The sequence below is a fragment of the Streptomyces sp. TLI_171 genome, assembly GCF_003610255.1.
Lineage (GTDB): Bacteria > Actinomycetota > Actinomycetes > Streptomycetales > Streptomycetaceae > Kitasatospora.
On the sequence record NZ_RAPS01000001.1, the window covers coordinates 5,528,519 to 5,542,449 of the forward strand.

The 13,931-nt window shown below is 72.0% G+C and carries 10 protein-coding genes; 9 read left to right on the top strand and 1 reads right to left on the bottom strand.

Annotated features, from left to right (window positions below):
* Positions 1 to 102: 102 nt before the first annotated feature.
* Both BX266_RS24940 and BX266_RS24945 read left to right on the top strand, forming a co-directional pair.
* Positions 103 to 816, top strand: coding sequence for a response regulator transcription factor (locus tag BX266_RS24940; protein ID WP_099903275.1), 714 nt, complete (start codon positions 103 to 105; stop codon positions 814 to 816).
* On the top strand, positions 813 to 2,303 hold the full coding sequence (locus tag BX266_RS24945) for a cell wall metabolism sensor histidine kinase WalK (RefSeq protein WP_099903277.1): 1,491 nt from the start codon (positions 813 to 815) through the stop codon (positions 2,301 to 2,303). Before BX266_RS24940 ends, BX266_RS24945 begins: the two co-directional genes overlap by 4 nt.
* 7 nt (positions 2,304 to 2,310) lie before the next feature.
* On the opposite strand, the gene pepN is transcribed toward BX266_RS24945, so the two are convergent.
* A complete protein-coding gene (gene pepN / locus BX266_RS24950) occupies positions 2,311 to 4,875 on the bottom strand; it encodes an aminopeptidase N (protein ID WP_099903278.1) in 2,565 nt (854 codons plus the stop codon).
* 162 nt (positions 4,876 to 5,037) lie between these two features.
* Between pepN and BX266_RS24955 the strand changes: the two genes are divergently transcribed.
* From BX266_RS24955 to BX266_RS24985, 7 genes are all read left to right on the top strand, one after another.
* Positions 5,038 to 6,207: an ROK family transcriptional regulator gene (locus BX266_RS24955; protein ID WP_099903280.1), complete on the top strand. Its 1,170-nt coding sequence runs from the start codon at positions 5,038 to 5,040 to the stop codon at positions 6,205 to 6,207.
* 191 nt (positions 6,208 to 6,398) lie between these two features.
* Entirely contained in the window at positions 6,399 to 7,496 is a 1,098-nt protein-coding gene (locus BX266_RS24960) for a sugar ABC transporter substrate-binding protein (RefSeq protein WP_180290602.1), read from the top strand.
* Positions 7,497 to 7,636: 140 nt separating this feature from the next.
* A complete protein-coding gene (locus tag BX266_RS24965) occupies positions 7,637 to 8,425 on the top strand; it encodes an ATP-binding cassette domain-containing protein (RefSeq protein WP_099903281.1) in 789 nt (262 codons plus the stop codon).
* Positions 8,422 to 9,678: a sugar ABC transporter permease gene (locus BX266_RS24970; RefSeq protein WP_099903283.1), complete on the top strand. Its 1,257-nt coding sequence runs from the start codon at positions 8,422 to 8,424 to the stop codon at positions 9,676 to 9,678. Before BX266_RS24965 ends, BX266_RS24970 begins: the two co-directional genes overlap by 4 nt.
* A gap of 204 nt (positions 9,679 to 9,882) precedes the next feature.
* Entirely contained in the window at positions 9,883 to 11,784 is a 1,902-nt protein-coding gene (dxs, locus tag BX266_RS24975) for a 1-deoxy-D-xylulose-5-phosphate synthase (RefSeq protein WP_180290603.1), read from the top strand.
* A 123-nt stretch (positions 11,785 to 11,907) separates the two neighbouring features.
* Positions 11,908 to 13,425 (top strand): glycosyltransferase family 39 protein, encoded by a 1,518-nt coding sequence (locus BX266_RS24980; protein WP_099903286.1) that lies wholly within the window; start codon positions 11,908 to 11,910, stop codon positions 13,423 to 13,425.
* 10 nt (positions 13,426 to 13,435) lie between these two features.
* The gene (locus BX266_RS24985) at positions 13,436 to 13,879 is read left to right on the top strand and encodes a hypothetical protein (RefSeq protein WP_099903287.1); all 444 of its coding nucleotides are present in this window, start codon (positions 13,436 to 13,438) and stop codon (positions 13,877 to 13,879) included.
* Positions 13,880 to 13,931: the final 52 nt, after the last annotated feature.

Below are 13,931 nucleotides of genomic sequence, written 5' to 3' on the forward strand. Positions count from 1 at the left end.
CCGCGGCCGGCCGCCGGGCGGCATCCGGGCAGGTCGGCGCAGGTGCGGCAAGGGGAAGGGCGGTCCGACGATCTCACCGCTTTCTCATCGCGCCGGGCCACAATGGCCCCCATGCAGCGCACGGACACCCCCTGGCGGGTCCTGGTGGTCGACGACGAACCCGACCTGGTCGAGGTCGTCTGCGGCGCGCTGCGCTACGAGGGCTGGCACGTCCGCGGCGTCACCGACGGCCTGGAGGCCGTCGCCACCGCCGCCGACTGGCACCCGCACGCCATGGTGCTCGACGTGATGCTGCCCGACCTCGACGGCCTCGACGTGCTGCGCCGGATCCACTCCACCGACCCCGAGGTCCGGGTGCTGTTCCTCACCGCCCGGGACGCCGTCGAGGACCGGATCGCCGGCATCACCGCCGGCGGCGACGACTACGTCACCAAGCCGTTCAGCCTCGAAGAGGTGGTGGTCCGGCTGCGCGGGCTGCTCCGCCGGGCCGCCCCCGCCCCGCTGGCCGGCCCCGGCACGCTGGTGGTCGGCGACCTGCGGCTGGACCCCACCGCTCGGGAGACCACCCGCGGCGGCGAGCCGGTCGAGCTCAGCCCCACCGAGTTCGCGCTGCTGCGGCACCTGATGGAACACCCCCGCCAGGTGCTCAGCAAGGCCCAACTGCTGGACGCCGTCTGGTCCTACGACTTCGGCGGCCAGGCCCACGTGGTCGAGCTGTACATCAGCTACCTGCGCCGCAAGATCGACGCCGGCCGCCCGCCGATGATCCACACCGTCCGCGGCGCGGGCTACGTGCTGCGGGCGGCCGCCGGATGAGGCGCCCGGCCCTGCGCCCGCGCACCCTGCGGGTCCGGCTGGTGACCGGGGTGCTGGCCCTGCTCACGCTGATCTGCGCGGGTGTCGGCCTGGCCACCTGCGAGGCGCTCCGGCACTTCCTGGTCGACCGGCTCGACCAGCAGCTCTCCGCCGCCGGCGGCCGCTACGCCGCCAGCCTCGAACACCCCGGCCAGGGCGGCCACGACACCCGCGCCCAGGCCCCCGGCACCTTCGGGGCCCGGCTGGTCGACGGCGGCGTCACCCACGCCGCCGTGGTCGGCGGCGTCCCGCCCGGCGACGACGACCCGGCGCCGGTCGCCAAGGGCGCCGCCGACGCCGCCGTCCCGCTGGACGCCGCCGACCTCGCCGCGCTCCGCGCGCTGCCCGCCGACGGCCGCCCGCGCGAGGTCACGCTCTCCGAGCTCGGCCACTACCGGGCCGCCGCCGTCACCGGCTACGACCACGACACCCTGGTCACCGGGCTCCCGCTGCACCCCGTCGACGACACCGTCCGCCGCCTGCTGCTGATCGAACTGGTGGTCTTCGCCGCCGCGCTCACCGCGGCCGCGGCCGCCGGCACCCTCGGCGTCCGGCTCGCACTGCGCCCGCTGGACCGGGTGGTGGCCACCGCCGAACGGGTCTCCGCGCTGCCGCTCGCCAGCGGCGCGGTCGACCTCGGCGTCCGCGTCCCCGACACCGACCCCGGCACCGAGGTCGGCCGGGTCGGCACCGCGCTCAACCGGATGCTCGGCCACGTCGGCGACGCGCTGACCCGCCGGCAGGCCGTCGAGGAGCGCCTGCGCGCCTTCGCCGCCGACGCCAGCCACGAACTGCGCAACCCGGTCGCCACCGTCCGCGGCCACGCCGAACTCGCCCTCCGGCACCCGGGGCCGGTGGCCGAACCCGTCCGGCACTCGTTGGAGCGGATCAGCGCCGAGTCGCAGCGGATGGGCGCCATCGTCGAGGACCTGCTGCTGCTCGCCCGGCTGGACGCCGGCCGCCCGCTGGCCGTCCAGGAGGTCGACCTCACCCGGATCGTGCTGGACGCCGCCGCGGACGCCCGGGCGGCGGCACCCGGCCACCGCTGGCTGCTGGAACTCCCCGAACGGCCGGTCACCGTCCCCGGCGACCCGCACCGGCTGGCCCAGGTGGTCACCAACCTGCTGGCCAACGCCCGCACCCACACCCCCGAGGGCAGCAGCGTCACGGTCCGGCTCGACCCCACCGGCCGACTGACCGTCACCGACGACGGCCCGGGCGTCCCGCCCGAACTCGCCCCGCACGTCTTCGACCGCTTCACCCGCGGCGACCGGGCCCGCTCCCGCCGCACCGGCTCCACCGGCCTCGGTCTCGCCATCGTCAGGGCCGTCGTCCACGCCCACGGCGGCACCGTCGAGCTGCGCGGCGGCCCCGGGGAGACCGCCTTCGTGGTGACCCTGCCCGGCAACGCCGAGGGCCCCGGAGAACAAGTCCCCGGGGCCCCGTGACGGACCGTCAGCGGTCGGCGGCCTGCGCCTTCAGCGCCCGCTCGACGCCGGCCCGGGCCTCGACCACCTGGCGGCGCAGCGCCGGCGCCGGGTCCGCCTCGGCGAGCCAGGCGTCGGTGGCGTCCAGGGTGGCCTGCGAGACCAGGTAGGACGGGTACAGGCCGCCGATGATCTGCTGCGAGATCTCGTGGCTGCGGGTCTCCCACACCTGCTTCACCGAGGCGAAGTACTTGGCGGTGTAGGGGGCCAGCAGCTCGCGCTGGTCGGCCTGCTGGAAGCCGGCGATGACGGCCTCCTGGACGTAGTTGGTCAGCTCGTCGGAGTCGACCACGGACGCCCAGGCCGCGGCCTTGGCCTCGGCGGTGGGGCGGGCCGCGCGGCAGGTCGCGGCGTGCTCCTGGCCCGAGGAGGTGTTGTCGCGGGCCAGTTCGGCCTCGATCGCGGCCTCGTCGGCCCGGCCGGTGGCGACCAGGCGGACCAGCAGCGCCCAGCGCAGCTCGGTGTCGACGGCCAGGCCCTCGATGCTCTCGCTGCCGTCCAGCAGGCCGGCCAGCAGCGCCAGCTGACCGTCCGTCCGGGCGGCGGCGGACAGCGCGCGGGCCCAGGCGAGCTGGTGGTCGCTGCCGGCGGGGGCCTCGCGCAGCGCCGTCTCGGCGGCGGCGGCCCAGCGCTGCAGGCCGCTCTCGCGCCAGGACGGGTCGGCGTAGACCTCCAGGGCGAGCTTGACCTGGCGGTGGACGGACTGCACCACGCCGATGTCGCTCTCGCGCTTCAGCCCGGACAGCGCCAGGGACAGGTAGTCGCGGGTGGCGAGCTCGCCGTCGCGGGTCATGTCCCAGGCGGAGGCCCAGCACAGGGCGCGCGGGAGGGACTCGGCGAAGTCGCCGAGGTGCTCGGTGACCACGGCCATCGAGGCGTCGTCGAGGCGGACCTTCGCGTACGACAGGTCGTCGTCGTTGAGCAGCAGCACGGCGGGCCGCTGACGGCCGGTCAGCTGCGGCACCTCGGTGCGCGCGCCGTCCACGTCGAGCTCGATCCGGTCGGTGCGCACCAGCTTGCCGTCGACCAGGTCGTACAGGCCGACCGCGATCCGGTGCGGGCGCAGCACGGCCTCGCCGCGGGCGCCGGCGGGCAGCGCGGGGGCCTCCTGCAGCACGGCGAAGGAGGCGATGGTGCCGTCCGCGGCGAGTTCCAGCGCGGGCCGCAGCACGTTGATGCCGGCGGTCTCCAGCCACGCCTTGGACCAGGTCTTCAAGTCCCGGCCGCTGGCCTCCTCCAGGGCGCCGAGCAGGTCGGCGAGGCGGGTGTTGCCCCAGGCGTGGCGCTTGAAGTAGGCGCGCACGCCCTGGAAGAAGGCGTCCTGGCCGACGTAGGCGACCAGCTGCTTGAGCACCGAGGCGCCCTTGGCGTAGGTGATGCCGTCGAAGTTGACCTGGACGTCCTCCAGGTCGTTGATCTCCGCCATGATCGGGTGGGTGGACGGCAGCTGGTCCTGCCGGTACGCCCAGGTCTTCATCTGGTTGGCGAAGGTGGTCCAGGAGTGCGGCCACCTGGAGTCGGGGGCCTCGGCCTGGCAGACCACCTCGGCGAAGGTGGCGAACGACTCGTTCAGCCAGAGGTCGTTCCACCACTCCATGGTGACCAGGTCGCCGAACCACATGTGGGCGAGCTCGTGCAGGATGGTCGCGGCGCGCATCTCGTAGGACGCGTCGGTGACCTTGGAGCGGAACACGTACTGGTCGCGGAGGGTGACGGCGCCCGCGTTCTCCATCGCGCCGGCGTTGAACTCCGGGACGAAGAGCTGGTCGTACTTGGCGAACGGGTACGCGAAGTCGAACTTCTCCTGGAAGTAGTCGAAGCCCTGCTTGGTCACCGCGAAGATCGCGTCGGCGTCCAGGTACTCGCGCAACGAGGGGCGGCAGTAGACGCCCAGCGGGACGTGCTGGGAGCCGTTGTCGTAGCTGTCGAACACGCCGACGTACGGGCCGGCCACCAGCGCGGTGATGTAGGTGGACATCCGCGGGGTGGGCTCGAAGGTCCACACCCGGGTGTCGCCCTCGCCCGCGGGCTCCGGGGTGGGGGAGTTGGAGACCACGACCCAGCCGGCCGGCGCGGTGACGGTGAAGGCGAAGGAGGCCTTCAGGTCGGGCTGCTCGAAGTTGGCGAACACCCGCCGGGCGTCCGGGACCTCGAACTGGGTGTAGAGGTAGGTCTCGCCGTCGGCCGGGTCGACGAAGCGGTGCAGGCCCTCGCCGGTGTTGGTGTACGCGCAGTCGGCGACCACCCGCAGCTCGTTCTCGGCGGCCAGGCCGGGCAGCGCGATGCGGCTGTCGGCGAAGTTCTCCAGCGGCAGCGGGGAGCCGTTGAGGACGATCTCGGAGACGGCGGGGGCGACCAGGTCGATGAAGGTGGAGGCGCCGGTTTCGGTGGCCGTGAACCGGACCACGGTGGTGGACCGGAACGTGCCGCCCTCGCGTGCCGAGCTCAGGTCGAGCTCGATCTCGTACGCGTCCACGTGCAGGAGTGCGGCCCGGGTGCGGGCCTCCTCACGGGTCAAGTTGGTGCCAGGCACTCGCAGGACTCCTTCGTCAGGGCTCGGATACCGGGCATCCTCCCACGTGAGTAACGATCCGTGTTCGTACTTGACTGCCCCTCGGAGCGGTGCCTGAGCATAGAGTTCAGAAGTTGAAGCTGAACACTGGACGAACCGCAAGTGCGCCCTGGAGGGTGGAACATGTCGACGGACACACCGGGATCGCAGTCCTCGCTGCACCGGGCGAATCTCGAACGGGTGCTGCGGGCGGTGCGGATGGCCGGATCGCTGACCCAGGCGGAGATCGCCCGCGGCACGGGGCTGTCGGCCGCGACGGTGTCCAACATCGTCCGGGAGCTGAAGGAGTCCGGCACCGTGGTGGTGGCCGACACCTCCTCGGGCGGCCGCCGGGCCCGCAGCGTGTCGCTGAGCGGGGACGCCGGGATCGTGGTGGGCGTCGACTTCGGCCACACCCACCTGCGGGTGGCGGTCGGCAACCTGGCGCACCGGGTGCTGGCCGAGGAGAGCGAGCCGCTGGACGTGGACGTCTCCGCGCAGCAGGGCTTCGACCGGGCCGAGCGGATGGTGGAGCGGCTGCTCGGCCAGGCCGGCTTCCAGCCCGACAAGGTGATCGGCGTGGGCCTGGGCGTGCCGGGCCCGATCGACGTGGAGACCGGGGCGCTCGGCTCGACCGCGATCCTGCCGGGCTGGACCGGCGTGATGCCGGGCCAGGAGCTGTCCGGTCGGCTCGGCATGGCGGTCCACGTGGACAACGACGCCAACCTGGGCGCGCTGGGCGAGCTGGTCTGGGGCGCCGGACGCGGCCTGGGCGACCTGGCGTACATCAAGGTGGCCAGCGGCGTCGGCTCCGGACTGGTCATCAACGGGCAGATCTACCGGGGTCAGGGCGGCACCGCGGGCGAGATCGGGCACATCACGCTGGACGAGGCCGGGCCGGTCTGCCGCTGCGGCAACCGCGGCTGCCTGGAGACCTTCGTGGGCTCCCGCTACCTGCTCAACCTCTTGAACGCCAACCACCCCGGCGAGCTGAGCCTCAGCAAGGTGGTGCAGCTGGCCCAGCAGGGTGACCTGGGCTGCCGCCGGGTGATCGCCGACGCGGGCCGGCAGATCGGCATGGGCGTGGCGACCCTGTGCAACCTGCTCAACCCCCGCCGGGTGATCCTCGGCGGAGACCTCGCCGAGGCCGGTGAGCTGGTGCTTTCCCCGATCCGGGACTCGGTCGCCCGGTACGCGATCCCCAGTGCGGCCCGGCAGCTGTCGGTGGTTCCGGGGACCCTCGGCGGCCGTGCCGAGGTGCTCGGGGCGCTGGCCCTGGTGATGAGCGAGATGAGCGAGACCGGGGTGCTCTGAGGCGCCGGGACGTGCCTCGGGAGTCGATCTGACGGGCCGTCCGATCTCGGGTAAGCCTTCAGGAAGATAACGAATGTGTTTGGATCACGTGGCCTCCGGGTTTACTTATTGACGACAAGCTTGCTTGCGAGGTTGACTCCTGCCACCTCGCCGCAATGTTCTGCGGCTCTGTCAGGGAGGCACCCCCCACCATGAACGCAATGATGCGTCGCGTCGTCGTCGGTACCGCCGCTGTTTCGATGGCTCTGACCATGGCCGCCTGTGGCAAGGCCGGCGATGACAAGAAGGGCGACGCAGCGGCCTCGGGCAACAACAAGTCGATCGGCCTGCTGCTGCCGGAGAACGCGTCCTCGACCCGCTACGAGTCCTTCGACAAGCCGTTCATCGAGCAGAAGGTCAAGGCGCTCTGCGCCGACTGCAAGGTCGAGTACAGCAACGCCGAGGGCTCTGCCGCCAAGCAGAAGCAGCAGTTCGACACCCTGATCGCCCAGGGCGTCAAGGTGATCATCCTGGACGCGTTCGACGCCAAGTCCACCCAGTCCTGGGTGACCGAGGCCGCGAGCAAGGGCGTCAAGGTCATCGCGTACGACCGCCTGGCCACCGGCCCGGTCTCCGCGTACGTCTCCTTCGACAACGAGAAGGTCGGCGAGCTCCAGGGCCAGGCCCTGGTCGACGCGCTGGGCGCCAAGGCCGCCGACGCCAACATCGTGATGATCAACGGTGACGACGCCGACCCGAACGCCGGCAAGTTCAAGGCCGGCGCCCACAAGGTGCTGGACAGCAAGGTCAAGAAGGTCGTCTACGAGCAGAGCGGTGAGTGGAAGCCCACCGTCGCGGGCCAGAAGGTCGGCGCCGCCATCACCCAGCTCGGCAAGGACGGCTTCCAGGCCGTCTACTCCGCCAACGACGGCATGGCCGCCGCGATCATCACCCAGCTGAAGTCCCAGGGCATCAACGTCCCGGTCGGCGGCCAGGACGCGGGCCTCGACGCCATCCAGCGGATCGTCTCCGGCGACCAGGCGTACACCATCTACAAGGCGTACAAGCCGCTGGCCGACTCGGCCGCCGAGCTCGCGGTCAACCTGCTGCAGGGCAAGGACGTCAAGGCCGTCGCCTCGTCGACCATCGACAGCGACACCGACAAGAACATCCCGGCCAAGCTGCTGGACCCGAAGGTCGTCACCAAGGCGAACATCAAGGACACCGTGATCGCCGACGGTCTGTACAAGGTCGCGGACGTCTGCACCGCCGACTTCGCCGCCGCCTGCACCGCGGCCGGCCTGCAGTAACACCCGCGAGGCGGGGGCTCCCTGACCGCTCGGGAGCCCCCGCCCGCACCGCTTCACCGCTCAGTACTACCCCGCGTGCCCGGCCCGGTGCGCGGGACGGCCGTGTCGGAAACGTCAGGTCCGACACGGGACTCAAGGAGATGGTTCACGTGACAGGCGCACCCGTACTGGCGTTGCGCGGGGTCTCCAAGCGCTTCGGCGCCGTCCAGGCACTCACCGACGTGCAGCTGGAGGTCCACGCGGGCGAGGTCGTCGCCCTGGTCGGCGACAACGGCGCCGGTAAGTCCACCCTGGTCAAGACCATTGCGGGCGTCCACCCGATCGACGAGGGCGTCATCGAGTGGGAGGGCAAGCCGGTCACCGTCAACCGGCCGCACGACGCCCAGGCCCTCGGCGTCGCCACCGTCTACCAGGACCTCGCGCTCTGCGACAACCTCGACGTGGTCGGCAACCTGTTCCTCGGCCGCGAGCTCAAGCGCTTCGGCACCCTGGACGAGGTCGCCATGGAGAAGCGCGCGCGCGAGCTCCTCGACACCCTCTCGATCCGCATCCCGAGCGTCCGGATCCCGATCGCCTCGCTCTCCGGCGGTCAGCGCCAGGTCGTCGCGATCGCCCGCGCCCTGGTCGGCGACCCCAAGATCGTCATCCTGGACGAGCCCACCGCGGCCCTCGGCGTCGAGCAGACCGCCCAGGTCCTGGACCTGGTCGAGCGACTCCGCCAGCGCGGCCTCGGCGTGATCCTGATCAGCCACAACATGGCCGACGTGAAGGCCGTCGCGGACACCGTCGCGGTGCTCCGCCTGGGCCGTAACAACGGCAGCTTCGAGGTGGCCACCACCTCGCACGAGGAGATCATCTCCGCCATCACCGGCGCCACCGACAACGCGGTGACACGTCGTCAGGCCCGAATCGCGGAGGAAGCCAAGTGAGCACCGAGACCCCCACCACCCCCGCCGCCCCCGCGGTGGACCCGCGCCTGCTGGTCCGCAAGGAGGGCCTGGCCGGCTACTTCGACGAGTTCACCCGCAAGATCCGCAGCGGCGAGCTCGGCTCCCTGCCGGTGGTCATCGGCCTGATCATCATCGCCGCGATCTTCCAGGTGAAGACCGGCACCTTCCTCAACGCCGACAACCTCACCAACATCACCAAGTGGATCGCGGGCCCCGGCCTGATCGCGGTCGGCGTGGTGTTCGTGCTGCTGCTCGGCGAGATCGACCTGTCGCTCGGCTCGGTGGCCGGCGCCACCGCCGCGATCACCTCGGTGCTCTCGGTCCGCCAGGGCCTGAACGAATGGCTCGCCATCGTCCTGGCCATCGCCGCCGCGGTCGCCATCGGCGCCCTGCACGGCTACTTCTTCGCCAAGATCGGCGTCCCCGCCTTCGTCGTCACCCTGGCCGGCATGCTGGCCTGGAACGGCCTGCAGATGCTCGTCCTCGGCGACCTCGGCACCGTCAACAACCCGATCGACGGCGTGGTGGCCAACCTGGACACCTACTTCCTCGGCGACGGCGACATCATCTGGGCCTGGCTGTTCGCCATCGTCACCATCGCGCTGTTCGCCGGCGGCCAGCTGCTGGACTCGCGCCGCCGCTCCGCCGCCAACCTGCCGGCCCGCCCGCTCAGCGAGATCGCGCTGCGCACCGGCGTGATCGGCGTCGTGGTGCTGGTCGCCGCCTACATGCTGAACCAGGACCGCGGCCTGCCGCTGCCGCTGGTGATCTTCGTCGGCATCGTCGCGCTGACCGACTTCGTGCTCCGCCGCACCGGCTACGGCCGGCAGATCTTCGCGGTCGGCGGCGGCATCGAGGCGGCCCGCCGCGCGGGCATCAACGTCGCCTGGGTGCGGATCTCGGTCTTCATGATCTCGGCCGGCCTGGCCGGCCTCGGCGGCCTGTTCATCGCCTCCCAGCAGGGCTCCGCGGACAAGGCGCTGGGCAGCGGCAACGTGCTGATGAGCGCCATCGCCGCCGCCGTCATCGGCGGCACCAGCCTGTTCGGCGGCCGCGGCAAGACCTGGTCGGCGCTGCTCGGCATCCTGGTCATCCAGTCGATCACCACCGGCCTGGACATGATCCACGCCCAGCAGGCCATCCAGTACATGATCACCGGCGCGGTGCTGCTCGCCGCGGTGGTCCTGGACTCGGTCTCCCGCCGCACCCAGAAGTCCCACGGACGCGGCTGATCCGGCACCACCCGCAACCGCGCGACCGGCGCTTCCCCTCCATACAGGGGCCGGTCGCGCGGTTCGGCGCGTTCCGGGCCCGGCCACCCGAAAGGGGGTCCGGGTTGCCCGCCGCACTACGCGCGGGTAATGGACATTAGACTCAAGCGGGGCGTACGCCCTCCGGGCCCATGCGGGCGCGAGAACTTGGACGAGGAGGAACGGGTGGCCCTGCTGACCCGCATTCGGGGACCGCGCGATCTCGATCGACTCACGCCCGCGCAGTTGTCGGCGCTCGCCGAGGAGATCCGCGGCTTCCTGGTCGAGGAGGTCTCCAAGACCGGCGGCCACCTCGGCCCGAACCTCGGCGTGGTCGAGCTGACGCTGGCGATGCACCGGGTCTTCGACTCCCCGCGCGACCGCATCCTCTTCGACACCGGCCACCAGAGCTACGTGCACAAGCTGCTGACCGGCCGTCAGGACTTCTCCCGGCTGAAGATGAAGGGCGGCCTGTCCGGCTACCCGTCGCGCGCCGAGTCCGAGCACGACGTGATCGAGAACTCGCACGCCTCCACCGTCCTCGGCTACGCCGACGGACTGGCCAAGGCCAACAAGATCCAGGGCCAGAAGGACCGCCCCGTGGTCGCCGTGATCGGCGACGGCGCGCTCACCGGCGGCATGGCCTGGGAGGCGCTGAACAACATCGCCGACAGCCGGGACCTGCCGATCGTCATCGTCGTCAACGACAACGAGCGGTCCTACTCGCCGACCATCGGCGGCCTCGCCAACCACCTCTCCACGCTGCGCACCACCCAGGGCTACGAGCGCTTCCTGTCCTGGGGCAAGGACGCGCTGCAGCGCACCCCCGTGGTCGGCCAGGCGATGTTCGACACCCTGCACGGCGCCAAGAAGGGCCTGAAGGACTTCATCGCCCCGCAGGGCATGTTCGAGGACCTCGGCCTCAAGTACATCGGCCCGATCGACGGCCACGACCTGCAGGCCCTGGAGTCCGCCTTCACCAAGGCGCGCGGCTTCGGCGGCCCGGTCATCGTGCACTGCATCACCGAGAAGGGCCGCGGCTACCACGCCGCCGAGAACAACGACGAGGACCGCTTCCACGCGGTCGGCGTGATCCACCCCGACACCGGCCTGCCGGTGAAGACCGCCGGCAAGGACTGGACGTCCGTGTTCGGCGAGGAGATGGTCGCGCTCGGCCGCGAGCGCCGCGACCTGGTCGCCATCACCGCCGCCATGCTGCACCCCGTCGGCCTGGCCCCGTTCGCCAAGGCCTACCCCGAGCGGATCTTCGACGTCGGCATCGCCGAGCAGCACGCCGCGGTCTGCGCCGCCGGCCTGGCCACCAACGGCCTGCACCCGGTGGTCGCGGTCTACGCGACCTTCCTCAACCGGGCGTTCGACCAGGTGCTGATGGACGTCGCGCTGCACCGGCTCGGCGTCACCTTCGTGCTCGACCGGGCCGGCGTCACCGGCACCGACGGCGCCTCCCACAACGGCATGTGGGACATGTCGATCCTGCAGGTCGTCCCCGGCCTGCGGCTGGCCGCCCCGCGCGACGCCGAGCAGGTCCGCCTGCAGCTGCGCGAGGCCGTCGAGGTCGCCGACGCCCCCACCGTGGTCCGCTACTCCAAGGGCAACGTCGGCCCCGCCGTCCCCGCCGTCGGCAAGGTCGGCGGCATGGACGTGCTCCGCGGCGACGCCGACGACTCCGCCGACCGGGCCGCCGACGTGCTGATCGTCTCGATCGGCGCGATGGCCCCGCTCTGCCTGGAGGCCGCCGAACTCCTCGCCGACCAGGGCATCACCAGCACCGTCGTCGACCCGCGCTGGGTCAAGCCGGTGGACGCCGCACTGCCCGGCCTGGCCGCCCAGCACCGCCTGGTGGTCACCGTCGAGGACAACGGCCGGGCCGGCGGCGTCGGATCCGCGATCGCCCAGGCGCTGCGCGACGCCGACGTGGACGTGCCGCTGCGCGACTTCGGCATCCCGCAGGAGTTCCTCGACCACGCCTCGCGCGCCGAGATCATGGAGGAGATCGGCCTGACCGCCCCGGCCGTCGCCAAGAAGATCGCGGCGCTGGTCAGCACCCGCACGATGGCCCGCAGCTGACCTGCTCCTCCCTCGATGAGCGCACCGCCGAACGGCCCTCGGCGGTGCGCTCATTGTCTGACTGTCACACTCATTCGTGGACTGGCGCTTCCCCGCGCGTTCACGCCCGGTAGGTTGTCATCCGTGCCCATCACTGCCACGAGCCGCCCACGTGCCCTCGCCGACCGACTACCGGCCCGCGTCCGCACCGGGTACTGGACCCGGCTGGTCCCGCTGCTCGCCCTGGTGGCCACCCTCACCCACCTGCCGTCCTTCCTGCGCCCCGTCTGGAGCCCCGACGAGGGCTACCTCGCCACCCAGGCCCGGATGCTCGCCGACGGCGGCGTCCTCTACGACACCGTCGTCGACCGCAAACCCCCGCTGCTGCCCTGGCTGTACGAAGCCTGCTTCGCCGTCTTCGGCTCCGTCTCGCTCTGGCCGCTGCGCACCCTGGCGATCTGCGCCCACCTCGCCACCGCCGTCCTGCTCGCCTCCATCGCCCGCGGCCGCTGGGGCGACAAGGCCGGCCGCTGCGCCGGGCTGATCTACCTGCTGGTCTCCATCGGACTCTCGCCCGAGGACACCCAGGCCGCCACCTTCGAAGTCTTCATGCTGCCCGCCATGGTGGCCGCCTTCCGCTACGCGGAGCGCCGCCGCTGGCTGGCCGCCGGCATCGCCGTCGCCCTCTGCTCCCTCACCAAGCAGACCGGCGGCGCCGTCCTGCTCCCGGTGCTGTGGATGCTGCTCCAGGACACCCGCCGCCGCGGCGTCCACTGGCCCCCCGCACTCGCCAAGATCGGCTTCGGGTTCGCGCTGCCGATAGCGCTGGTCGCCGTCATCCTCACCAAACCCAAGGGCTTCCTGTTCTGGGTCGTCACCGGCTCCGGCGACTACGCCGGACTCGGCAACAACTGGCCCCAGATGCTCGGCCGCGCCCTCGGCAACTCCGCCATCCTGATGACCGCCGGCCTGGCCTTCCTGCTGCCCTACGCCCACCGGCTGTGGCTGCGCCGCCGCCGACGACCGGTACCCGCCCGGGGCCCCGAACACGGCTCCACCGTCGACCTCTGGGTATGGCTCGCCTCCTCGATCATCGCGGTCTCCGTCGGCTTCCACTTCTTCGGCCACTACTACCTCCAGCTGATGCCCCCGCTGGTCCTGCTCGGCGTCGGCGCCGTCGCCACCTCCGCCGTGCCGTGGAAGCCCGTCCTGGTCTACTCCACCGCGGCCTGCACCTTCTTCTGGGGCCTCGCGGTGTTCTGGCCCGGCCAGCGACTCACCCAGACCACCGAGGTGGCCACCGCCGTCGCCGCCCAGACCACCCCCAAGGACACCGTCCTGGTCTGGGGCATGCACCCCGAGGTCTACTGGCTCGCCGACCGCCGCCCCGCCACCCGGTACCTCACCGCCGGCTTCCTGACCAACTTCAGCGGCGGCAAGGGCGGCGAGAAGGTCGGCGAGCAGTACTCCGTCTCCGACGCCTGGCAGACCTTCGACAACGAGATCTCCACCAACGGCTTCCCCGAGGTCGTCGTCGACGACTCCGGCACCTCCCCCTACCAGCCCGACCTGGTGCCCCGGATCGCCAGCCTGCTCGACACCCACTACGAGGTCGTCGGCGTCACCGGGGACACCGTCATCTACCGCCTCAAGAAGAAGTAGGCCGTCGCCGATGGGCTACTACCTGGAGGCCGTCGTCGCGGCCGAGGACCTGCTGCGCACCGCCACCACCGCCCGCCTCGCCCCGCTTGCCCAGGGGCTCGCCCTGCTGCCGATGACGGACGACCTGCACGACGCGCTCACCGTCCCCGCCGCCGAGCGCCTCGCGCCGTTCCGGATGCTGCCCCGCGGCTTCGACCGCACCCTCGCCGGCTGGTCCGCGACCGGCCCCGTCGCGTACGTCGAGGCCGACTTCTGGGGCGGCACCGGCGACCAGAGCGTCGCCGTGTGGAACGCCGGCGCCCTCACCCTCGGCCCGCTCACCGCCGCGACCGGCAGCCCGGTCTCGCTCGCCCTCCGCCACCTCGGCGCCACCGGCGAGGGCCACCACGACGAGTTCGCCGCCGTCGGCCTCGGCCGCCACCGCCGCACCGAGTCCTGGCTCACCGGGGACTGACCCCCCGCCACCGTCCGCCGTTCCTCCCGCGCCCACAACGCCGCCGGGCGGC

Excerpts from the sequence above, each read along its gene's own strand:
- BX266_RS24940 (WP_099903275.1), top strand. The coding sequence starts at position 103 with ATGGCCCCCATGCAGCGCACGGACACCCCCTGGCGGGTCCTGGTGGTC.
- BX266_RS24945 (WP_099903277.1), top strand. The coding sequence starts at position 813 with ATGAGGCGCCCGGCCCTGCGCCCGCGCACCCTGCGGGTCCGGCTGGTG.
- BX266_RS24955 (WP_099903280.1), top strand. The coding sequence starts at position 5,038 with ATGTCGACGGACACACCGGGATCGCAGTCCTCGCTGCACCGGGCGAAT.
- BX266_RS24960 (WP_180290602.1), top strand. The coding sequence starts at position 6,399 with ATGAACGCAATGATGCGTCGCGTCGTCGTCGGTACCGCCGCTGTTTCG.
- BX266_RS24965 (WP_099903281.1), top strand. The coding sequence starts at position 7,637 with ATGGTTCACGTGACAGGCGCACCCGTACTGGCGTTGCGCGGGGTCTCC.
- BX266_RS24985 (WP_099903287.1), top strand. The coding sequence starts at position 13,436 with ATGGGCTACTACCTGGAGGCCGTCGTCGCGGCCGAGGACCTGCTGCGC.